The following is a 21,971-nucleotide window of genomic DNA, read 5'->3' as shown; positions in this document are numbered from 1 at the left end:
TAAGCCAGTTGCTTGACCGCTACTCGACGATGAGCACGATGTACTCGCCCGCTTGACTATTCTCCTGGTGAAGCTTTGACAATTGCAGGATCGAACCAGGGGTGAACATGAGTGACGCAGCGGGGGCCTCACGTTCGTCCGGACGTCCCAAGCGGACACGTGACGTCGGCGAGGTCGGCGAGCCGGAGCTCCGACAGCTGCTGGCCGGCCTGACCGCGGTCCGCGACGGCGACTTCGGCACCCGGCTGCCGGACGACGCCGACGGGCTGCTCGGGGAGATCGCCTCCGTCTTCAACGGCATGGTCGACCAGCTCTCGCTGTTCACCTCCGAGGTGACCCGCGTCTCCCGCGAGGTCGGTACCGAAGGGCGGCTCGGCGGTCAGGCCGAGGTGCCGGCCGTGTCCGGCACCTGGAAGGACCTCACCGAGTCCGTCAACGCCATGGCCGGCAACCTCACCGACCAGGTACGCAGCATCGCCCAGGTGACCACGGCCGTGGCCCGGGGCGACCTGTCGCAGAAGATCACCGTCGCCGCCCGCGGCGAGATCCTGGAGCTCAAGAACACCGTCAACACCATGGTCGACCAGCTGTCCTCCTTCGCCGACGAGGTCACCAGGGTGGCCCGCGAGGTCGGCACCGAGGGCGAGCTGGGCGGCCAGGCCGACGTCAAGGGCGTGGCGGGCACCTGGCGGGACCTGACCGACTCGGTGAACTTCATGGCCGGCAACCTGACCGCCCAGGTACGCAACATCTCGCAGGTGGCCACCGCCGTGGCGCGCGGCGACCTGTCGCAGAAGATCACCGTCGCCGCCCGCGGCGAGATCCTGGAGCTCAAGAACACCCTCAACACCATGGTCGACCAGCTGTCCTCCTTCGCCGACGAGGTCACCAGGGTGGCCCGCGAGGTCGGCACCGACGGACGGCTCGGCGGCCAGGCCGACGTCAAGGGTGTCTCCGGCACCTGGAAGGACCTCACGGAGTCGGTCAACGTCATGGCCGACAACCTCACCGCCCAGGTACGCAGCATCGCCGAGGTCACCACCGCCGTGGCCAAGGGCGACCTGTCGCAGAAGATCCGGGTGGACGCCCGAGGCGAGATCCTGGAGCTGAAGGAGACCATCAACACGATGGTCGACCAGCTCTCGGCGTTCGCCGACGAGGTCACCAGGGTGGCCCGCGAGGTCGGCACCGAGGGCAACCTGGGCGGCCAGGGCACGGTGCGCGGCGTGTCGGGCACCTGGAAGGACCTGACCGACAACGTCAACGTCATGGCCTCCAACCTGACCAGCCAGGTACGCAGCATCGCCCAGGTCGCCACCGCGGTGGCCAAGGGCGACCTGTCGCAGAAGATCACCGTCGAGGCCAAGGGCGAGGTCGCCGCGCTCGCCGAGACCATCAACACGATGGTCGACACCCTGTCCGCCTTCGCCGACGAGGTCACCCGAGTCGCCCGCGAGGTCGGCACCGAAGGCCAGCTCGGCGGCCAGGCCCGGGTCCCGAACGTGGCCGGCACCTGGAAGAACCTCACCGACAACGTCAACTCGATGGCCGACAACCTGACCAACCAGGTACGCAGCATCGCCCAGGTGACCACGGCGGTGGCCAAGGGCGACCTGACCCGCAAGATCGATGTCGACGCGCGCGGCGAGATCCTGGAGCTCAAGACCACCATCAACACGATGGTCGACCAGCTGTCCTCCTTCGCCGCGGAGGTCACCAGGGTGGCCCGCGAGGTCGGCAGCGAAGGGCGGCTGGGCGGCCAGGCCGAGGTCGAAGGGGTCTCCGGCACCTGGAAGCGGCTGACGGAGAACGTCAACGAGCTGGCCGGCAACCTCACCCGCCAGGTCCGCGCCATCGCCGCGGTGACCAGCGCGGTCACCTCGGGCGACCTGACGCGCTCCATCACCGTGGACGCGGAAGGAGAGCTCGCCGACCTCAAGGACAACATCAACTCGATGGTGGAGTCGCTGCGCGAGACCACGCGGGCCAATGAGGAGCAGGACTGGCTCAAGTCCAACCTGGCCCGCATGTCGGGGCTGATGCAGGGCCATCGCGACCTGGCCACGGTCGCCGAGCTGGTGATGGACGAGCTGGCACCGCTGGTCTCGGCCCAGTACGGGGCCTTCTTCCTGGCCGAGGAGACCGAGCTGCAGCTCATCAGCGCGTACGGATTCGCCGCCGACCCCGAGCGGCCGATCCGGTTCCGCATCGGCGAGGCGCTGGTCGGCCAGGCGGCGCGCACCCACAAGACCATCGCCATGACCGACATCCCGGCCGACTACATCACCGTCTCCTCCGGGCTCGGGCGCACGGCCCCCGTCTCGGTGGTCGTGCTGCCGATCGTGGCCGAGGAGCAGGTGCTCGGCGTCATCGAGCTGGCCTCGGTCTACGCCTTCACCCCGGTCCACCGGGCGTTCCTCGACCAGCTGATGGAGACCATCGGCGTCAACCTCAACACCATCGTGGCCAACGCCCGCACCGACGAACTGCTCGTGGAGTCGCAGCGGCTCACCGTCGAGCTGCAGACCCGCTCGGCGGAGCTGCAGAACCAGCAGGAGGAGCTCCAGCGCTCCAACGCCGAGCTGGAGGAGAAGGCGACGCTGCTGGCCACCCAGAACCGCGACATCGAGACCAAGAACCTGGAGATCGAGCAGGCCAGGCAGGAGCTGGAGGAGCGGGCCCAGCAGCTCTCGCTGGCCTCCAAGTACAAGAGTGAGTTCCTGGCCAACATGAGCCACGAGCTGCGCACCCCGCTCAACTCCCTGCTCATCCTGGCCCAGCTGCTCTCCCAGAACCACACCCGCAACCTCACGGCCAAGCAGGTCGAATACGCGGGCATCATTCATTCGGCCGGCTCCGACCTGCTGCAGCTGATCAACGACATCCTCGACCTGTCCAAGGTCGAGGCCGGCAAGATGGACATCAACCCCGAACGCGTGTCGCTGCGCCAGCTGCTCGACTACGTCGAGGCCACCTTCCGGCCGATGACCACGCAGAAGAGCCTGGACTTCCTGATCACCACCATGCCGGGCGTGCCGACCGAGCTGCTCACCGACGACTCGCGGCTGCGCCAGGTGCTGCGCAACCTGCTCTCCAACGCGGTGAAGTTCACCGAGACGGGCCGCGTCGAGCTACGGATCGAACCGGCCGGCCCGGCCGAGCTGCCCGTTCAGGCGCGTCCGCACGGCGCGGCCGTGGCCCTGCGGGTCATCGACACCGGCATCGGCATCCCCGAGCAGCAGCTGGAGGTGATCTTCGGCGCGTTCCAGCAGGCCGACGGCACCACCAGCCGCAAGTACGGCGGCACCGGGCTGGGCCTGTCGATCAGCCGCGAGATCGCCTACCTGCTCGGCGGCGGCATCACCGCGCAGAGCACCCCGGGACAGGGCAGCGTCTTCACGCTCTACCTGCCGATCGCGCGCCCCGACTTCGAGGACTACTCCGCCCCCGAGACCAAGCCGCTGCCGTCCGCCGCCAGGCAGAGCCTGCCCGCCGCGCCCGTGGTGCCGCAGCAACGGCGGCTCCTGATCATCGAGGAGCGGCAGCGCGGGCTGCTGTCCCTGGTCGCCGAGAGCGTCGTGACCGACCTGGCCAATACCCGCGACCTGGCCCACCTCCACGGGAGCGTCGAGGTGGTCACCGCCGCGGGTGCGGAGGAGGCCGCCGCCACGCTCGCCGCCGAGGCGTGCCACTGCATCGTCCTCGACATCGACATGCCCGATATGGCGGCGTACGGCCTGCTGGAGGCCATGGACGGCGACCCCGCGCTCCAGCAGGTGCCGGTCCTGGCCTACAACAACTGGCGCACCAACCCGCAGCAGGAGGCGACGCTTCAGGCCCGCGCCAGCAACCGGCCGCTGGAGCTGCTGTCCAGCCTCGACGAGCTGCGCGAGCGCATCGCCCTGCACCTGACCGCCGACCAGCCGAGCGACGTGCTCCCCCTGGTCCGGCCGGCCAACGTGGGCGTGCCCGCCGGACGGGAGGTCGACAACACGCTGGCCGGGCGTACGGTGCTGGTGGTCGACGACGACGCCAGGAACCTGTTCGCGCTCACCAGCATGCTGGAGATCCACGGCATGAACGTGCTGCACGCGGAGAACGGCCGCAAGGGCATCGACACGCTCATCGCCCACCCGGAGACCGACCTCATCCTGATGGACGTGATGATGCCGGAGATGGATGGCTATGCCGCCACGGAGGCGATCCGGGCCATGCCTCAGTACAACGGTCTGCCCATCATCACGGTGACGGCCAAGGCCATGCCGGGCGACCAGGAGAAGTCACTCGCGGCGGGAGCGAGCGACTACGTCACCAAACCGGTCGACTCCGACCATCTCATCGAGGTGATCCAGCGCTGGATGAGCTCCTAGCGCAGTCCGCCGGGCAAGCACGTGTCCATCCCCAGGAGTCCCACCTTGCAACCAGCACAGCAGCCTGGCACCGCCCGTGCGGAGGCTTCGGCCGATGACGCGAACGTAGGGCGGCTGGCCGCCACGATCGAACGGCTGCGCAAGGAGATCCAGGACGCCCACCTGGCCGCCGACGGGCGCGCCCTGATCGAGCTGGCCAAGGGCGTCCTGGTCGAGCGGCTGCGCTGCGGCCCCGCCGAAGCCGCCCGCCAGCTCACCACGCTCGCCGAGCAGGCCGGGATGTCGCAGCTGGAGCTGGCCTCGGTCATCATCGACCAGGCGGCGCAGGACCGCATCAGCGAGACGGCCGGTGAGTTCCTGCGCTTGGCGGCGGCGGACCACCACCGTGCGCGCCACTCCGTCTCCCTGCGGCTGCGCGCCGCCGAGAGCGGCGCGCTCGACGCGACCGACACCCAGGCGGTCGCCGAGTCGCTCCTGGAGCACGCGCTGGCGCCGCTCGGCGCGACGACGGTCGCCGTGTGGGCCGCCGGTCCCGACGCCTCGCTCAGCCTGGCCGGTTACGCGGGGCTCAGCGCCGAGGAGGCCATGCGGTGGCGGTACGTCCCTCCCGGCGTGGCCACCCCGGCTCGCCAGGCTCTCACTGAGCGCCGGACCGTCTGGTTCCCGGCCCTGCGCGAGGCCGGCCTGCCCACCATCGGGCACCGGCAGGCGGCCGAGGGCGGGCGGGTGACGGTGCCCGCCGGTACGGGCGGCCGCATCCTGGGCGTTCTGGAGATCGGCTGGCCGCACGACCTGGAGCCGCAGCCGCCGCAGATAGAGCGGCAGATCGAGGCGCTGGCGGACCTGTGCGCCCACACGCTGGACACGTTCGCGCCGGGCGGGCCCGCGTCGCCCGACCCGGCCTTCTCCGAGCTCGTCGACCTGGCCGACGGGCTGCACGATCCCGCCCTGGTGCTCTGTCCGCATCTCGACAGCGGCGGCCGGCTGACCGATTTCCGCATCGTGCACGCCAACGGCCGGTTCGCCGACCCGGCCGGGCGTCCGCGCCACCGGGTGACCGGGGCGCTGCTGCTGGAGGCGTACCCGCTGGCGGCCGAGAACGGCGGGCTGTTCGCCAGGGTCGAGCACGTACACGCGACCGGCGAGCCGTTCCGCACCGACCGCATGACCCTCGACACCCTGGTGGACCAGGTACGGCTGAGCACCGAGGCCGGCGTCAGCGCCACCCGCCACGGTGACTGCGTGCTGCTCATCTGGCGGCCGCAGGACGAACGGGCGCGGCTGGCCGGCATCCTGCAGCACGCCCAGCGTCTGGGCCGCATCGGCGGCTTCGAGGAGAACGCGCTCACCGGCCGGGTCACCTGGAACGACCAGCTCTTCGCCCTGTACGGCCTGTCTCCCGGCGACGAGCCGATCCCCCTCGAACGGCTGCGCGAGCACGCCCATCCCGACGACGAGACCGGCATCGGCCGGTTCCTGCGCACCGTGCTGCACCATCGGCGCTCGGCTTCGACGGCGTTCCGGCTCCAGCGGCCCGACGGGATCGCCCGGCACATCCGCGTGGTGGCGGAGCCGGTTTTCGGGGCCGATGACCGGTTGCTGGCCGTACGCGGTGCCTATCAGGACATTTCATCTCAGCACTGGACCGAGGTGGCGCTCGCCGCGACCCGCGACCAGCTCGCCCACAGCGAGCAGCAGACCGCCGAGAGCAACCGCCTGGCCCTGCAGCTGCAGCGGGCCATCATGCCGTCGACGCACGAGACGACGGACGCCTTCGGGCTGCGGATCGCCGTCCGCTACCGGCCCGCCGAGGAGGAGCACCTGGTCGGCGGCGATTGGTATGACGCCGTCGTACTGCCGTCCAAGCACGTGCTCCTGTCCGTGGGCGACGTGGCCGGACACGGCATCCAGGCGGCCACGGGCATGGTCGTGTTGCGCAATGCCCTGCGCGGGCTGGCCGCCACCGGCGCGGGGCCCGGCCAGCTGCTGACCTGGCTCAACCTCGTCGCCCACCATCTCACCGACAGCGTGACCGCGACCGCGATCTGCGGCCTGTACGACCCGCGGACCAAGGTCCTGCGCTGGGCCCGCGCCGGGCACCTGCCGCCGCTCCTGGTCCGGGGGACGAACGCGGCGGAGCTGCCGATGGTCCAGGGGCTGCTGCTCGGCGCGGTGTCGGAGGCGGCGTACGAGGAGGGGCAGCTGCAGCTCGAAGCCGGCGACACCCTGATGATGTACACGGACGGGCTCATCGAACGCCGGGACCGCGCCCTGCAGCACGCCCAGAAGCATCTGCTGGTCATCGCCGGACAGCCGGCTCGGTCTCTCGACCTGCGGCTGGACCACCTGCTGACGCACTGCAACTCCGACACCGACGACGACACGTGCCTGATCGGTGTCGAGCTGCAGTGACGCCTGCTGTGGCGCCTGTGGTGACGCCGCTTCGGCCGGCGCGGTGTGGCGTCGGCCGAAGCGGCGTGACCGGGGACCTCAGTCCGACAGGCCCTTGCGCAGGTCGTCGAGGACCTTGCGCAGGATGCGCGAGACGTGCATCTGCGAGATCCCGAACTCCGCGGCGATCTCGGCCTGCGTCATGTTGCCGTAGAAGCGCAGCAACAGGATCTTCTTCTCCCGTACCGGCAGCGCGTCGATGAGCGGCTTGACGGCGTGCTTGTCGACCAGGGAGTCGAGCGATTCGTCGTGTTCGGGGATGACGTCGCCGAGGGAGGCGGAGTCGTCGTCGACACCCGTCGGGGCGTCGAGCGAGAGCGTGCTGTAGGCCGCCGAGGCGTCCATCGTGAGCAGCACATCCTCCTGGGAGATCTTCATCTTCTCGGCCAGCTCGGCGACCGTGGGGGCGCGCCCGAGGGTCTGGCTGAGGTCGGAGACGAGCTTGTTGAGCTCGGAGCGGCGCTCCTGGTAGACGCGCGGCACCCGGATGGCCCAGGTACGGTCCCGGAAGTGGCGCTTGACCTCGCCGGTCATGGTGACGACGGCGTAGCCCCTGAAGTCGTGGCCGAGCTCGGCGTCGAAGCCGTTGATCGCCTTCATGAGGCCGACGTAGGCGGCCTGGCGCAGGTCTTCGATGGGCTCGCCGCGGTAGCGGTAGCGGCGGGTGATGTCGTTGGCCAGCCACTCGTGCATTGCTACGAGACGCTCGCGGATCCGTACCTTGTCGAGCTCGGAGGTCTCCGGCTTGACCATTTCGACCAGGAGTTGTTCGGCGGTCATCTCGCTGAGCACGAGTGCCTGAGGCTGAGCGTGAGCCTGCTGGACGGTCATTCCTGCTCCTCATATCTACTGCAGGCGGTCCCGTCCAAAGACAAAAGCCCAGACAGAGACACGCCTCGATAACACGAGACGAAGCCCTCTGCTGGACTTCGCTTTCATTATCTCCTATTTTCCGGAGATGTCACGCCCGCAGGATCACAAAAAGGTCACGCATCTCGCGGGCGGCCCCTCAGCCGCGCTCCCAGAAGGCCCCCGGCAGCGCCTCGATCTCGACCACGGCCTGTTCGAGGTTCGCGGCGAACGGCAACAGCGCCTGATAGACCGGCTCACCACCCTCGGCGAGCCGGCGGATGACCTCGGCGTTCATCCGCGCCCGGTCGATCACCTCGGAGCGGAACGCCGTACGGTCGCCCTCGTAGCCGTAGGCGTCGAGCAGCAGGTGCAGCCGCCGGGAGCGATCCTCGAACGCCGTGAACCCCTGCTCCGTGACGACCCGCCGAGCGTGCAGCGGAACCCACGTCAACGCGCTGTAGGCCAGATCGCGCTCTCGCGAGGACGGCCCGGCGGTGTCCCAGTCGACGAACCCGACCAGGTCGTCCTCCTGCCACACCGCGTTGTAAGGAGAGGCGTCGTGGTGCCCGATGACCAGCCCCGGCCGCCAGGGACGCCCGGTGAACCAGACCGCGTCCGGCTCGGGCACGAACGTCGCCGTCGCGTCGTGCAGCCGCCGCATCCAGGCCCCGACCTGCTTGAGCGCGCTGTCCGACCAGGGCCAGGCGGGCCAGGGAGCCTGCTCCCCGATCGTGTCGCCCTGGAGGTAGGTCAGCACCTCGCGCCCTCGCTCGTCGAACCCGAGGACCCGCGGCGCCCCCTCGAACCCGGCCGCCTCCAGATGGGCCAGCACGGTGTGGACGGTGCGCGTCCACGGGTTGGCGGGCCGATGGACGGTATCGCCGATGCGTACGCCGCCGACATGCCTGCCACCCGGCAGGGGCTGCTCATCCATGAGGCCGTTTCTACGCCTGGGCCACCGCTCACCGCACCTGGTTTTCGTCGGCCGCCCCTGTGTCCACGCCGTCCTCGGCAGGCAGCGCGATACCGTTTCGCACGTCAGTCAGTGAAGGAGAGATCATCATGCGGATCGCGATCGCCGGTGCGACCGGGAACATCGGGGCCCTCACCGTCACCGCCCTCGAACGCGGCGGGCACGAGGTCGTGCGGATCAGCCGCTCGCTCGGCGTGGACCTGTTGACCGGTGACGGGCTCGACGACGCGCTGGCCGGTGTCGAGGCGGTCGTCGACGCCACCAACGGACCGGCGACCGACCCGGCCGAGACGGTGGCCTACTTCGGCACCGCCACGCGCAATCTGCTCGCCGCCGAGGAACGAGCCGGTGTCCGTCACCATGTGCTGCTCTCGATCGTCGGGATCCATGGCATCGAGGGCAACGCTCACTACGCCGGCAAGCGGGAACAGGAGCGCCTCGTGTCCGAGGGAGCGGTGCCGTGGACGATCGTCCCGGCCACGCAGTTCCACGACTTCGCCGCGCTGATGGCGAGCTGGACCGAGCAGGACGGGGTCGCGACGATCCCGCCGCTGCTCGTACAGCCAATCGCGCCCGCGGACGTGGCCGACATCCTCGCCGAGATCGCGGTGGGCGAGCCGCGGGGACGTTACGTCGACGTCGCCGGGCCCGACCCACAGGACCTGGTGGACATGGCCCGGCGCACCAACGAGGCGCGCGGCCGTACGGTGAAGCTCGTGCCGACGTGGTCGGCGTTCGACCCGGCGGCGGCCGGCAACGCGCTGCTGCCCGGCGAGGACGCCCGCATCGCGCCGACCACCTTCGACGATGGGCTCGCGCAACAGCGCTAGCCCGGCGGGGCAAGACGGATGATCTGGTCGCGGAGGGCATCGTCCAGAGCCGCATTGAGAAACCCGTTGTCGATGCCACGATCACAGCCCACCACGATCGAGACCCGGACAGGTGGCCCTTCCGCGTATCCGAACAGGAGATCGAACCAGTCGGCCGGGTCGCAGCTGATCTCGTTCAGGATCTCCTTCCCCCCAGCGTCCAGGGCGTTCAGCGTCTCCGCCAGAGGTCCTGCCGTCCGGCGGTCGTGCTCACGGCGCGGATCCCGCTCACCAGCCCTGGTCGCACGCCTGCACACCAGGACGGAGATGGGCTCGTCGGGCACCATCCGCCCGTCCTGGCCCCGGCGTTCGCCGGGCATCTGGCAGGGGTCGTCGGGGTGTACGAGCCGCCATGTTCCGGTCCGGTAGGCGGCGGTGAGGCTCCGGCCTACGTAGGAGTGGGATTGGACCGTGCCGTTCGTGGTCCGGACGCAGCCGTTGACCTCCTCGGCGCTGCCCACCCAGAGCCCTCCGCCGCCGGGGTAGGCGAACCGGATGAGGTAGTTGGTCATCGGGCCGCCCATCAGCGTGCACATGACCTCGCGTTCCTCCGTGCCGACCGGAAGGTAGCCGAGGTCGCGGGCCATGGCCCCGGCGTCGCCGGTCAGGGTCCGTGATCCGGCCAGCCGCTCGCCGCCCTTGCGGGTGTTGTCGCCCGGGTACGCGCAGATCATCGCGGTGACCGGCCTGCCGGGCACGAGGTAGTCGCCGACCCCGTCGATCTGCCCGGCGGCAGGCACCCAGCCACCGGCATGGCGGCCTCCCCACTGTTGCGGGCACGACGCCAGGACGGTTGGCGGGCTGTTCGCCGAGGATGAGGTCAGGACGGTGGCCGCGCAGATCGCGGTGACGACGACGGCTACGTGACGGAGATTCACAAAGGTGAGACGTCACCCGCCCGCCGACCGGTTCAGGCGTTACCAGGGTGCTACGCCGGCGGGGTCGAAGAACGCCCCGGTGGGCCCGTCTGCGCCCAACAACGCCGCTCGTACGATCGGGGCCGCGCCCTCCTCGACGGTCTGGGTCCCGCTGAAGCCGTTGAGATCGGTGGCGGTGTAGCCGGGGTCGACCACGTTGACCCGCAGTTCGGGGCAGAGCCTCGCGTACTGGACGGTCAGCATGGCGAGCGCGGCCTTCGAGGCGGTGTAGGCCAGGGCGGGCACGTGGAACTCGATGCGGTCGGGGTCGTGGACCCGGGCGAACGACCCAAGGCCGCTGCCGACGTTGACCACGACTCCATGCTTGCTGCGCCGCAGCAGCGGCAGGAACGCGTGGGTCACCCGGACGACGCCCACGACATTGGTGTTCAGGACGGTCTCCAAGTCCGCCCCGGTGAACTCGCTCGCCGAAGGCGCGCCACCGGCGATCCCCGCGTTGTTGACCAGGACGTCCAGGCCGCCCTGCTCCTTGTCCACGAGTTCCGCGGCCGCCTGGACCGACGCCTCGTCGGTGACGTCGATGAGCAGCGGCAACGCGCCCAGCTCCTTGGCCGCCCGTCGGGCGTTGTCCTCGTTGCGTGCGCCGATGTAGACGGTATGGCCCGCTGCGACGAGTTGGCGGGCGGTCTCGAAGCCGAGGCCCTTGTTCGCTCCGGTGATCACTGTCGTTGTCATGCCTCCAGCCTCACCCCGCCGTCGCACCTCGTACCAGCGAAGACTCTTCCTGGGAACACCCGTACCAGGCACGGACGGCGGGGTGGTGCGACGATGGGGAGGTGAGCGGCAACGGCGAACTGGCGACGATCCTGCGGGTCTGGCGCGAGCGACTGCTCCCCAGACAGGCGGGCCTGCCCACCAATGGGCTGCGGCGCACGCGGGGCTTGCGGCGCGAGGAGCTCGCGATGCTGGCGGGCGTGTCGGCCGACTACATCGTCCGCCTGGAACAGGGCCGCGCCTCGACACCGTCGGCCCAGGTGTGCGCCGCACTGGCCCGGGCGCTGCAACTGGACGACGCCGAACAGACCCATCTCTTCCTGCTGGCCGGCCACGCGGTCGGCAGCGGGCGGATCGGCCAGTGGGTCCCGGCGAGCGTACGCAGGCTGCTGAACCGGCTCGATGATCACCCGATCGCCGTGCACGACGCGATGTGGACGCTCATCCTCTGGAACCGGCCCTGGGCGGCGCTGATGGGCGACCCATCGGCCCTCGACGAGGAGGAGCGCCACATGCTCTGGCGCGCCTACACCGGCCAACCGCACCGGATCATCATGACACTCGACGAGTGGACGGCCTTCGAGCGCTCAATGGTCGCCGACCTCCGGCGGACCGCCGCCCGCTACCCCGACGACCCGCGACTGCACGCGTTCGTCCAGCAACTCCGCGAACTCAGCGACTCCTTCCGCACGCTGTGGGACGCCCACCTGGTCTCCGACCACCATCAGGCGACCAAAAGCGTCAACCACCCTGAGGTGGGCAGAATCGACCTGGACTGCGACATCCTCACCACCCAGCACGGCGACCTCCGGATCGTGATCTACACGGCGCAGCCGGGCAGCGAATCAGAGACCAAACTCGCCCTGCTCGACACCATCGGCACCCAGACCATGACCCCCGGCTAAGCCGGACTGTCCCCTGCCGGTCTGGCTAGAAGTCGAACTCTCCCCTGGACATCCCATCCCGGAAGGCATCCCACTCAGCCTGCGTGTAAACCAGGACAGGCCCCTCCGGATACCGACTGTGCCGCACCCCTACGCGTCCACCGCTCAGGGGGGCGACCTCGACGCAGTTGCCTCCGTTACCGCCACTGGCCGTCGCCTTTCGCCAGGCAGCGGTGACCAACTCCCTATCGGTCATGACTTTCCATCACCCTCTGAATGATCTTCTCGGTCTCGTAGATGGGTTGCGCAAGAGCGGACAGCACCTCCCATCGCTCGCCTAGCTTCCGGAGCATTTCTGTCTGGTGCGTGACCTCGCCGCTCTCGACGCTGTCGATGTAGCCAGTCTGCGTACCGTCGTCAGTGTCGGCTATCGCGAATGCGCTGACTAATCCAGCCGTAGCCCCCGATGCCAGGGGAATCACCCGAACCGTAATGCATGGACGGGCCATCAGAGCAAGCAGATTTGCCAGCTGCGCTCTCATCACCTCACGTCCGCCGACCTCCCGCCGCAAGACGCTCTCATCCAGGATGACGGAGAGGGTAGGCGGAGTGACCCGAGACAAGATCGCCTGACGTTGGAGCCGAATCTTGACCTCCTCTTCTACCTCGGCGGGTAGTGCCCCCGGTTCGCCCTGAAAGATCGCCCTGGCGTAGTCGGCGGTCTGGAGGAGCCCAGGGATCAACGCCAGTTCGTAGACCCGGATGAATCGCGCCGCTTGCTCGGCTGCCGGCCATTTCCTGAACCACTTCTGGCCCAAGCCCCTGATCGGGGGCAGCAGCTCCAGCAGCTCGCCATGCAGCCCCAGCGCCTTTTCGAGCTGCCGGGTGAACGGTTCGGTGGGCAGCCGGGTGCCTCGCTCAACCGCGCCTATCAGGCTCTCGCTGCAGGGAAGAGCGGTGCGAGACGGGCGTGAGTGAGATCCTTTGCTGTTCGATACTTCAGCATTCGGGCCCGGTATTCCTCGCTGGCGTTTCTCGCAGCTTTATTCCCATCTTCCGACATATCACACCCTTTCTCCGCTGCATGCACACCCGTACGCACAAAGACAACCACAGGTTGTGAAGCTTTTGGAGGGGGATTCCGAAAGACATCCGCATTGACCATGGCCATGCCTGGGACCTGTAACCGCACAATCGCAAGAGATCTGTACGTTCCGAGGTGGCCATGCGAGCAGCTGTGTCTAACCCCCCGTACGCAGGTGTCAAGGTATGGACGGCGGGCGAGACGGAATCCCACCGGATTCCCTCGCTGGCCCGCCGAGAACTCGTGAAATGGATGGCCCGAACCATCCCACCCTTCCCGACCTTCAGGAAATATCCTCAGAACTACTCACCAACGCCATCATTCACGCCAACGCCATATGGGTCCGAATGCACCTGATCCCCGAACCGATGGTTTGGCGATTGACCATCACCGACCCCGGAAACTCCAGCGAAACTCCACGCGCGCGCCAGCCTCGACCGAACGAGACGGGAGGGCGCGGGCTCCTGGTTGTAGACGCCCTCACCAACGGCCAGTGGGATACCCACCGCAGCCCGGTTGGCGAGCGCGTCGTGTGGGCGCTGCTGCCTCGCTAGACATCCCCACGGTCGGTACGACGGTGCCTCTACCTGCCGTGGGGTGCAGACCTCCCTTGACCCCCCAGGGAGGAGAAGGCCCCCAGACGCGCATCCGCCGCAGCGTTCCGTCTGGGGGCCTTTCCCAGCCGCCGCGTCGTACTGGCTTTCCGGCCGCCGCGTCGCAACCCGGGGACGAGCCGCCATTTTGACCTTGACCCCCAGGTCAGCCTTTAGCGTCGCGGTCACTCACCTGTGGACAGAGAGGACACTCATGGACGGCCTGGCAGGCAAGGGCGTGGTCATCACCGGAGGTGGCACGGGGATCGGCCGTGCCACGGCTCATCAGTTCGCCGCCGAGGGCGCGCGGGTGCTCGTGATCGGTCGTACCGCCGCGCGTCTGGAGGAGACCGCTGCCGCGTACCCCTCGATCAGTACCTTCGCCGCGGACGGCGCGGCAGCCGATGGGCCCGAGCGCATCGTCGAGGCGGCGGTACAGCGGCTGGGGCGGATCGATGTCCTGGTCAACAATGCCGCGATCACTCGGCCCGCCGCGCTCGGGACGATCGATCGCCGTACCGCCGAAGAGCAGATCGCCACGAACCTCCTCGCTCCCCTTTTCCTGGCCCAGGCCGCCCTGCCGCACCTGGCCGCCGCGAAGGGGACGATCGTGAATGTGTCCTCAAACCCGCCCTCGTACGGCTGGCCGGACAACTCCGTCTACGGGTCCACCAAGGTCGCGCTCGACTTCCTGACGGCCACCTGGGCGGTCGAGCTCGCGCCCAAGGGTGTGCGGGTCGTGTCCGTGGCGCCGGGCATCACCGCCACACCCGTGCTGGCGCACGCCGGATTCACCCAGGAGCAGATCGCCGCCGCGGGCGAAGGACTTGTCGGACGCATTCCGCTTGGTCGCATCGCTCAGCCCGGCGAGATCGCCTGGTGGATCGTGAACGTGACGCGGCCCGAGGCCGGGTACCTCACCGGCACGGTGGTTCGCGTGGACGGCGGCCTCTCCGTGGCGGCGGGGGTATAGGGCATAAACTGCGGCAGTGCTGATCGGGGAGCTGGCGCGCGCGAGCGGCGTCACCGTCCGGGCCCTGCGCTACTACGAGCAGCAGGGCCTGCTTGAGCCGGAACGGGCCGGCAACGGCTATCGGCATTACGACGGCAGCGCGGTGGCCAAGGTCCGCAACATTCAGCTCCTGTTGTCGAACGGCTTCACCGCCCAGGACGTACGCGGCTTCCTGCCCTGCCTGGACGATGGCGAGGTCTCGCTGGGACTTGCCTGCCCACCCGGTGTGGAAGCGGTGAGCAGAAAGGTCGCGGCCCTGGAGGAGCGGATCGCCGAGCTGAGCGCCGTACGAGATCGGCTCGTTGCGGCTCTGACCGGCAACGCGACCCCACGGCAACCCGAACCCGGCATCATCGCTCGCCACCCCGCCTACACCCGCCGCACTTACGATTAGCGGTCACACCAGCTGGGTGATGGGCGGTCGGCCCGATCATCGGCGCCTTGGCCGCAATAGCAGCACTGGCCTCGGCGGCGTAGGTGGTAGGCGAGGGCCGCGGCGGCCAGCGCTCGTGGTGCAGACCCACAGCGTGCAGGCGGTGCGGGCGGCGGTGGAGCAGGCCGGGAGTACGCCGACTGGAGCGCCCACCTGCTGCCCTGGGCAGAATGCCAGCCGAAACTGGCGGCCTTCTGCGAGAAGGTCGGACTGCCTGACACCCCCGCCGCCGTCCGGCCGCAGGAGCTGCCCGTCCAAGCCGTCACCTCCTGGTATGTACGCTTACCGGTGTGACCCGCCGCCCGCACACCCGCGCTCCCGTCCTCGCGGACGTGGCGAGGGTCGCCGGCGTGTCCGTCCCCACGGTGTCTCGGGTGCTGAGCGGGTCCGCGCCGGTGAGCGCCGATAAGCGCAGGCAGGTCCTGCGCGCGATCCAGGAGCTGGGATACCGCCCTAACGCCGCGGCGCGCGCCCTGGTGACTGGCCGGCGCTCCATCATCAGCGTGCTGACCAGCGACACCACCCGGTACGGTTATGCCAGCACGATACGGGGGATTGAGGAGGCCGCCCGCGCGGTCGGCCTGGTGGTCGCCCTGACGATGCTGGACGGCGGCGACGAGGAGTCGGCGCGGGTAGCCGTGGACCTCGCGCTCGACCAGCCGCTCGCCGGGATGATCGTGCTCGAGTTCGATATCCAGGGCAGCCGGGCGCTGGCGGCATTGCCCGACACGCTCCCCGTGGCGGCAGTGTCCTCCGCCGGGCAGGGCAGGAGCGTCCCGCGGGCCCTGTTCGACGACCACGCCGGCGCGCGGGATGCGACGAACTACCTGCTCGGACTGGGCCATCGCACCGTGCACCACGTGGGGATACCGGCCTCCGGCCGGCCGAGCGGGCGGCTGCTGGGCTGGCGGGAGGCGCTGGAGGCGGCGAGAGCCCCGGTTCCGGAGATCGTGGAGAGTGACGGGACCCCGCGCTCGGGCCTCCAGGCCGGCGCGCGCCTGGCCAGGCGCGGCGACGTGACCGCGGTGCTGTGCGGCAACGACGAGGTCGCCTTCGGCGTGATCAAGGCCTTGCAGGACGAGGGTTCGAGGGTCCCCGAGGACGTCAGCGTCGTCGGCTTCGACGACCACCCGCTGGCCGAGATCTGGACTCCTTCCCTGACCACGATGAGCCAGGACTTCGCCGAACTGGGGCGCATGGCGGTCGACTTCCTGCTCGGCAGCCTGGCAGGCGTGCCGGTCTCGGCGGCGCCGTCGACCCCGCGCCTGGTCGTGCGCAAGAGCACCGCTCCACCCGCCGGCTGACCTCGGCCCAGGAACCCTGGAACCACGCGAACGCGTGGTCACGTTCCTTCATGAACATCTCGTGTTGAAAGCGTTATCAGCACATTTCCCGTGGCCCCCTTGCCACATCGCTTGATAAACGTTTTCATAGCTGAACCGCACCGTTTGTCCGGCTTAAGGAACGTGATGACGAGCAGAACCCTCCAGTGGCGTCCCGGCTCTCTCGACCTGGTACTCGAGCGGCCCGAAGACGCTCCGGCCCGCATCGCGAGGCTCGGGACCGCGTCGCCCGCACCGAGCCCGGTGGACCCGTTCCGGGTGCAGCCGCTGGTCGAGCTGATGGTTCTGGGGGAGGGCCGGGGGCTGTCCAACACCCGGTTCACTGACACCGCCGCCGGATCGCGGCTCCGGTTCGTGGACGCCGTCGAGCAGGCGGACGGCGACTGGCGCGAGCTGCGGGTGAGGCAGCGTGACGAGGTGACCGGGCTGGAGGCGACCAGTTTCTTTCGCGCCAGGACGGACGTCCCGGCCCTGCAGACCTGGACCGAGGTCACGAACACCGGGCCGGCGCCCCGGGTTCTGCAGATGGTGTCGTCCTTCGCCTCCGGCGCGCTGGCCGAGACGGCGGACGACGGCGACCTGGTCATGTGGCGGGCGCGCGCCGACTGGTGCGCCGAGGGCAGGTGGGCGGCCATCCCGCTGTCCGGGCCGGACGGGCTGGCGGACATCAACAGCGAACTGCACCAGCACGACGGCCGGGGCGCGCTCGTCACGGTGAGCAAGAGCACCTGGTCCTCGGGCGAGTACCTGCCGACCGGCGTCCTGGCGAGCGCCCGCACCGGCCGGGCCTGGGGCTGGCAGATCGAGCACAACGGCGCCTGGCGCTGGGAGGTGGACCGCCGCCGCGACGGGGCGAACGCCGTCTGCCTGGTGCTGAGCGGACCCACCGACCTCGACCACCAGTGGAGCACCCGGCTGCTCCCGGGGGAGAGCTTCGTCGCTGTTACCGTGTCCGTCGCCGTGTCCGACGAGGGCTGCCAGGGAGCGCTGGCCGCCCTCACCCGGCAGCGGAGGGCGATCCGCCGCGCGCATCCCACAGACGACGCGCTGCCGGTCATCTTCAACGACTACATGAACACCCTCATGGGCGACCCGACCACCGAGCGCCTGCTGCCTCTCATCGACGCCGCCGCGGAGACCGGCGCCGAGTACTTCTGCGTCGACGCGGGCTGGTACGACGACGGCGGGAACTGGTGGGACAGCGTCGGCGAGTGGCGCCCCTCGACCGGCCGCTTCCCGGACGGCGGGCTCGCCCGGGTCTTCGACCACATCATGGCCAGGGGCATGCGCCCCGGCCTGTGGCTGGAGCCGGAGGTCGTCGGGGTGCGCAGCCCTGTCGCCGCGATGCTGCCTGACGAGGCGTTCCTGAGTCGCAACGGCGCGCGGGTCGTGGAGCACGGCCGGTACTTCCTCGACCTGCGCCACCCCTTGGCCAGGAAGCATCTCGACGAGGTGGTCTATCGCCTCGTGCACGAGTACGGCACCGGATTCTTCAAGCTCGACTACAACGTCACCCCGGGGCCGGGCACCGACCGGGACGCGCTCCAACCGGGAGAGGGACTGCTCGAGCACAACCGGGCCCACCTGGAGTGGCTGGACGACCTGCTCGACCGCCACCCGGAGGTGATCTTCGAGAACTGCGCCTCGGGAGCCATGCGAGCCGACTACGCAATGCTCTCCCGCCTCCAGCTCCAGTCCACCTCGGACCAGCAGGACTGGCGCCTCTACGCCGCCATCGCGGCGTCCGCGCCCGCCACGATGCTCCCCGAGCAGGCAGGCAACTGGGCTTACCCGCAGCCGGGGATGCCCCCGGAGGCTCTGGCCTTCACCATGATCAACGGTCTGGCCGGACGGCTCTACCTGTCGGGGCATCTCGACGAGATGAGCCGGGCCGAGCGGGAGCTCGTCGCGGACGGGGTGGCCGTGCACAAGCGGATCAGGGCCGAGGTCGCCACGGCCGAGCCGTTCTGGCCGCTGGGGCTGCCCGCCTGGTCCGACCCTGTCGTCGCGCTGGGCCTGCGCACCGGTGACACGGTGCGCCTGGCCGTATGGCAACGCGACGGCGGGCCGCACGACATCCAGCTGGACCTGCCCGGCCTGCGCGGCCGCCGCCTGCGGGTGGAGACCGAGTATCCGGCGACGCTACCCGGCTGGCAGCACCGGTGGGACGCCTCCACCGCGCGGCTCACGGTCCGTCCTGCCGTACCCGGACCGTCCGCACGCCTGCTCCGCCTGCGGCCGGAGAACTGATCCCTTTGAGCGTGGCAGCCCTCACCTCCCACCACACACCAGGAGAATCCGTGAAGACACGAGGCATTTCCCGCGCGGCAGCCGCCGCCACATGCGGGGCGCTGCTGCTGGCCGGCTGCTCGGCGGGCAACCCCGGAACGTCCTCAGCCACCGCCCCGCCGGTCCCCACGACCTGGCCTGACCCGGGCGTCGGCCTGCAGGGGGTGACCCTCACCCTGTGGATGTCGACGCAGACCGCCGCGATGGCCGACAACGTCATCAAGTCGTTCGAGGCCAAAACCGGAGCGAAGATCAACAAGGTCGTCATTCCCGACGTCTACGAGACCAACGCGCCGACCAAGCTGGCCACGGGCGCCAAACCGGACCTCGCCACCTGGCAGCCGACAGGCAGCATGCTCGCGCTGCTCAAGCCGTCCACCGACTTGCAGAGCCTGGACGGCGCGCCGTGGCTGGCCAAGCAGACGCCGGCCATCCAGAAGCTGGGTCTGGTGAACGGGCATCACTACGCGGCCTTCGTCAACGTCCCCTCCGTTCTCGGTGTCTTCTACAACAAGTCGGTGTTCCAGAAGGCGGGGATCACGAGCACGCCCAAGAACTTCAACGAGTTGCTTGCCGACGCCCAGAAGATCAAGGCGAAGGGGGTGGCGCCGTTCTTCGGCGCCGCCGGCGACCAGTGGCCCACCCAGTGGTGGCCGCAGGTCCTCCTGGCCGAGGCGTCGAAGAAGGGCCTGTGGGAGCGGGTCAGCCAGAACAAGGAGAAGTTCACCGATCCGGAGATCCTCGGCGCCGTCCGGCAGTTCCAAGACATGGTGAAGCAGGGGCTGTTCAACAAGGACGACAAGACCTCCAAGTACACCGAGTCCGGCCCGGCCCTGCTCAAGGGCGAGGCGGCGATGGTGCTGCAGCTCACCTCGTTCGCGTCGCTGATGCAGTCGACAGCGGACACGGCGACCATAGACCGCGAGATCGGCTGGTTCCCCATCTCCAAGGACGGCAACATCGCCACGTCGGTGCCCGGCGGCGACAACGCCCTGGTCGCCTTCAAGACCGGAGATCCGAAGCGGGAGTCCGGCGCCCGGCAGTTCCTGCGGTTCTGGCTGGAGAGCTACTACCCCGACTACGTGAAGTCTGCCGGCACCGTGTCGATCGACCCCGCCGTACCGGCTCCCACCGGGGTGCCGGAGGTGGTGAAGCAGGCCTCGGCCGCGCTGGACGACGCGGCCGGCTCGATGCAGCAGAACGCCGCGGTGAACCCGGACTTCTACGTGAACCTGGCGAACATGGTCAACGGGACCATGACCCCCGAACAGGTGACCTCCACTACACAGTCGCAGTTCGCCCAGCTCGCCCAGGCACTCGGGATCCAGGGCTTCTGACAGCGGCGGGGGCACGGGCCCCTCCCGCCCCCGCCACCACACTGAAAGGTGTGCAGGATCGCCATGATCTCTTCTCTTTCGGCCGCTTCCGGTCGCTCGCCGCGGCGACCGGTGTTGTACCCGAGCTCGTTCCTCGCTCCGGCGTTCGCCGTGCTGGCCGTGTTCTTCTTCCTACCGACCGTCTTCAACTTCGTCTACGCCTTCACGGACTGGTCGGCCTTCCATGACGACATCCGCCCCGTGGGGTTGGCGAACGTCAAGGCGGTGCTGTCCAACGGCGCCCTGCTGTCGTCACTGCGGATCACCATCGTGTACGCGGTCCTGGTGGCGATCATGCAGACGGGGTTCGGGCTGGGGCTCGCCCTGCTCCTGGAGCGCGACACTCGGATCAACCGGTTCGCCAGGGTCGTCTTCTTCATCCCGGTGCTGATGTCCGCCTTGGCAGTGGGGTACACCTTCCAGGCGCTCCTCAAGCCCGACGGTCCGCTCAACGGGCTCATCGGCGCTCTCACCGGCCAGCACGTGACGATCCCCTGGCTCGGCAGCACTACGTGGACGGTGGTGACGGTGGCCTTGGTGAACTCCTGGAAGTGGATGGGGCTGGCGATGGTGATCTTCCTCGCCGGTCTCAAGACGATCCCGGCCGACGTGCTGGAGGCGGCCAGGATCGACGGCGCCGGCAGGTGGAGGACCTTCCGATCGATCCGGTTCCCGCTGATCGCCCCCGCGGTGACCTTCAACGTCGCGACCGCGCTGCTGGGCTCCTTCAACGGATTCGACACGATCCTGGCGACCACGGGGGGAGGGCCCGCACAGCAGACCGAGGTGCTCGACATTTACATCTTCCGCGTCTACGGCAACGGCCTGTTCGCCCAGGCGACCACGATGAGCCTCGCCCTCCTTCTCCTGGTCGCTCTGCTGGCCTTCCCTGTCATCGGCTACCTGCGCAAGAGGGAGCGTGTCCTGTGAGGATCTCCGCCCGGGGCTGGTCCCGCCTCGTTCACCCGGCCGTCGTCATCATCCTGACCGCCGTCGTCATCGGAATCCCGTTGTGGCTGGCCCTGGTGACCTCCGCCAAGTCGCAAGGCGAGGCGAACCTGCCCGACCTGTCTCTACCACGGGTGTGGCACCTGTGGGACAACTACTCCCAGGCGTTCACCCAGGGCCGCGTGCTGTGGGCGCTGTTCGGCAGTCTGCTGGTCATGGTGCCGTCCGTCGCCGGGGTGCTGATCTTCGGCTCGCTGGCTTCATGGGTGCTGGCTCGGCGTGCAGGGCGCGTCATGGCTGTGCTCTACTCGGCCGCGATCAGCGGGATCATCCTGCCCCCGGCCGTCGTCACGATCGTGCTGCTGCTCCGGCAACTCCACCTGGCCAGCACGCCGATCGGCATGGTGCTGGTCTACATGGGCATGTACATGTCCCTGGTGATCTTCTTCGTCACCGGTTTCGTGCGGACCATACCGGTCGAGGTGGAGGAAGCGGCCCGCATGGACGGCGCACGGCCGCTCGGGATCTTCATCAAGGTCGTCCTGCCGCTGCTGCGCCCGGTCATCGCGACCGCCACGATCCTCATCTGCCTCTACATCTGGAATGACGTCTTCTACGCCTTCTTCGTGCTCGGCGGAGGGACGTACTCGACACTTCCCCTGAACCTGTACTCGGTGGCGAGCAGCAACCTGTATCAGAACAACTGGAACCTCGTTTTCGCCTACGTCGTGCTCATGAGCCTGCCGCTGGTCGTCGTCTTCGTTGTCGCCCAAAGACGGATCATCTCCGGCATCACCGGAGGAGCCGTCAAGTGAACGGTGGTCCACTGCTGGTCGGGCTGC

17 protein-coding genes are annotated in these 21,971 nt (G+C 69.1%); 11 read left to right on the top strand and 6 right to left on the bottom strand.

Annotated features, from left to right (window positions below; all coding sequences use genetic code 11):
- Positions 1 to 107: 107 nt before the first annotated feature.
- Together AB0J16_RS09010 and AB0J16_RS09005 are read left to right on the top strand one after the other, a co-directional pair.
- On the top strand, positions 108 to 4,370 hold the full coding sequence (locus AB0J16_RS09010; protein ID WP_358536266.1) for a HAMP domain-containing protein: 4,263 nt from the start codon (positions 108 to 110) through the stop codon (positions 4,368 to 4,370).
- 45 nt (positions 4,371 to 4,415) lie between these two features.
- A complete protein-coding gene (locus AB0J16_RS09005) occupies positions 4,416 to 6,782 on the top strand; it encodes a SpoIIE family protein phosphatase (protein ID WP_358536264.1) in 2,367 nt (788 codons plus the stop codon).
- A gap of 78 nt (positions 6,783 to 6,860) precedes the next feature.
- On the opposite strand, the gene AB0J16_RS09000 is transcribed toward AB0J16_RS09005, so the two are convergent.
- Both AB0J16_RS09000 and AB0J16_RS08995 read right to left on the bottom strand, forming a co-directional pair.
- Positions 6,861 to 7,652 (bottom strand): SigB/SigF/SigG family RNA polymerase sigma factor, encoded by a 792-nt coding sequence (locus tag AB0J16_RS09000; protein WP_358536262.1) that lies wholly within the window; start codon positions 7,650 to 7,652, stop codon positions 6,861 to 6,863.
- Between the two features lie 178 nt (positions 7,653 to 7,830).
- Positions 7,831 to 8,607, bottom strand: coding sequence for a phosphotransferase (locus tag AB0J16_RS08995; protein WP_358536260.1), 777 nt, complete (start codon positions 8,605 to 8,607; stop codon positions 7,831 to 7,833).
- Positions 8,608 to 8,735: 128 nt separating this feature from the next.
- Between AB0J16_RS08995 and AB0J16_RS08990 the strand changes: the two genes are divergently transcribed.
- Positions 8,736 to 9,476, top strand: coding sequence for an NAD(P)H-binding protein (locus tag AB0J16_RS08990; RefSeq protein WP_358536258.1), 741 nt, complete (start codon positions 8,736 to 8,738; stop codon positions 9,474 to 9,476).
- On the opposite strand, the gene AB0J16_RS08985 is transcribed toward AB0J16_RS08990, so the two are convergent.
- Positions 9,473 to 10,393, bottom strand: coding sequence for a hypothetical protein (locus tag AB0J16_RS08985; protein ID WP_358536256.1), 921 nt, complete (start codon positions 10,391 to 10,393; stop codon positions 9,473 to 9,475). The two genes, AB0J16_RS08990 and AB0J16_RS08985, sit on opposite strands and share 4 nt — an antisense overlap.
- 39 nt (positions 10,394 to 10,432) lie before the next feature.
- Positions 10,433 to 11,128: an SDR family NAD(P)-dependent oxidoreductase gene (locus AB0J16_RS08980; protein WP_358536254.1), complete on the bottom strand. Its 696-nt coding sequence runs from the start codon at positions 11,126 to 11,128 to the stop codon at positions 10,433 to 10,435.
- Positions 11,129 to 11,229: 101 nt separating this feature from the next.
- Here AB0J16_RS08980 and AB0J16_RS08975 point away from each other — a divergent pair, with 101 nt between their 5' ends.
- Positions 11,230 to 12,072, top strand: coding sequence for a helix-turn-helix transcriptional regulator (locus AB0J16_RS08975; protein ID WP_358536252.1), 843 nt, complete (start codon positions 11,230 to 11,232; stop codon positions 12,070 to 12,072).
- Between the two features lie 25 nt (positions 12,073 to 12,097).
- Here the strand turns inward: AB0J16_RS08975 and AB0J16_RS08970 are convergent, their stop codons facing one another.
- Complete coding sequence (locus AB0J16_RS08970; protein ID WP_358536250.1) at positions 12,098 to 12,307, bottom strand: DUF397 domain-containing protein; 210 nt, start codon at positions 12,305 to 12,307, stop codon at positions 12,098 to 12,100.
- Positions 12,297 to 12,869, bottom strand: coding sequence for a DUF5753 domain-containing protein (locus AB0J16_RS08965; protein WP_358536248.1), 573 nt, complete (start codon positions 12,867 to 12,869; stop codon positions 12,297 to 12,299). Before AB0J16_RS08965 ends, AB0J16_RS08970 begins: the two co-directional genes overlap by 11 nt.
- Before the next feature lie 1,073 nt (positions 12,870 to 13,942).
- On the opposite strand from AB0J16_RS08965, the gene AB0J16_RS08960 reads away from it, so the two are divergent.
- From AB0J16_RS08960 to AB0J16_RS08930, 7 genes are all read left to right on the top strand, one after another.
- Entirely contained in the window at positions 13,943 to 14,701 is a 759-nt protein-coding gene (locus tag AB0J16_RS08960) for an SDR family oxidoreductase (protein ID WP_358536246.1), read from the top strand.
- A 16-nt stretch (positions 14,702 to 14,717) separates the two neighbouring features.
- Positions 14,718 to 15,134, top strand: a complete 417-nt coding sequence (locus AB0J16_RS08955; RefSeq protein ID WP_358536243.1) for a MerR family transcriptional regulator — start codon at positions 14,718 to 14,720, stop codon at positions 15,132 to 15,134.
- Between the two features lie 329 nt (positions 15,135 to 15,463).
- Positions 15,464 to 16,477: a LacI family DNA-binding transcriptional regulator gene (locus AB0J16_RS08950; protein WP_358536241.1), complete on the top strand. Its 1,014-nt coding sequence runs from the start codon at positions 15,464 to 15,466 to the stop codon at positions 16,475 to 16,477.
- A gap of 165 nt (positions 16,478 to 16,642) precedes the next feature.
- Positions 16,643 to 18,766 (top strand): glycoside hydrolase family 36 protein, encoded by a 2,124-nt coding sequence (locus AB0J16_RS08945; RefSeq protein ID WP_358536239.1) that lies wholly within the window; start codon positions 16,643 to 16,645, stop codon positions 18,764 to 18,766.
- A 50-nt stretch (positions 18,767 to 18,816) separates the two neighbouring features.
- Positions 18,817 to 20,142: an extracellular solute-binding protein gene (locus AB0J16_RS08940; RefSeq protein WP_358536237.1), complete on the top strand. Its 1,326-nt coding sequence runs from the start codon at positions 18,817 to 18,819 to the stop codon at positions 20,140 to 20,142.
- Positions 20,143 to 20,205: 63 nt separating this feature from the next.
- On the top strand, positions 20,206 to 21,111 hold the full coding sequence (locus AB0J16_RS08935) for a sugar ABC transporter permease (RefSeq protein WP_358536235.1): 906 nt from the start codon (positions 20,206 to 20,208) through the stop codon (positions 21,109 to 21,111).
- Positions 21,108 to 21,944, top strand: coding sequence for a carbohydrate ABC transporter permease (locus AB0J16_RS08930; RefSeq protein WP_358536233.1), 837 nt, complete (start codon positions 21,108 to 21,110; stop codon positions 21,942 to 21,944). The genes AB0J16_RS08935 and AB0J16_RS08930 overlap by 4 nt, the downstream gene beginning before the upstream one ends.
- Positions 21,945 to 21,971 lie beyond the last annotated feature (27 nt).

The organism is Nonomuraea sp. NPDC049750 (assembly GCF_040659625.1).
Taxonomy (GTDB): Bacteria; Actinomycetota; Actinomycetes; order Streptosporangiales; family Streptosporangiaceae; genus Nonomuraea.
This window is presented reverse-complemented; position numbering and strand designations above follow the sequence as displayed.

What these genes read in the sequence shown, in the direction of transcription:
- AB0J16_RS08980 (WP_358536254.1), bottom strand. Translation starts at nt 11,128, where the DNA reads ATGACAACGACAGTGATCACCGGAGCGAACAAGGGCCTCGGCTTCGAG.
- AB0J16_RS08935 (WP_358536235.1), top strand. Translation starts at nt 20,206, where the DNA reads ATGATCTCTTCTCTTTCGGCCGCTTCCGGTCGCTCGCCGCGGCGACCG.
- AB0J16_RS08960 (WP_358536246.1), top strand. Translation starts at nt 13,943, where the DNA reads ATGGACGGCCTGGCAGGCAAGGGCGTGGTCATCACCGGAGGTGGCACG.
- AB0J16_RS08990 (WP_358536258.1), top strand. Translation starts at nt 8,736, where the DNA reads ATGCGGATCGCGATCGCCGGTGCGACCGGGAACATCGGGGCCCTCACC.
- AB0J16_RS09000 (WP_358536262.1), bottom strand. Translation starts at nt 7,652, where the DNA reads ATGACCGTCCAGCAGGCTCACGCTCAGCCTCAGGCACTCGTGCTCAGC.
- AB0J16_RS08945 (WP_358536239.1), top strand. Translation starts at nt 16,643, where the DNA reads ATGACGAGCAGAACCCTCCAGTGGCGTCCCGGCTCTCTCGACCTGGTA.
- AB0J16_RS08970 (WP_358536250.1), bottom strand. Translation starts at nt 12,307, where the DNA reads ATGACCGATAGGGAGTTGGTCACCGCTGCCTGGCGAAAGGCGACGGCC.
- AB0J16_RS08995 (WP_358536260.1), bottom strand. Translation starts at nt 8,607, where the DNA reads ATGGATGAGCAGCCCCTGCCGGGTGGCAGGCATGTCGGCGGCGTACGC.
- AB0J16_RS09010 (WP_358536266.1), top strand. Translation starts at nt 108, where the DNA reads ATGAGTGACGCAGCGGGGGCCTCACGTTCGTCCGGACGTCCCAAGCGG.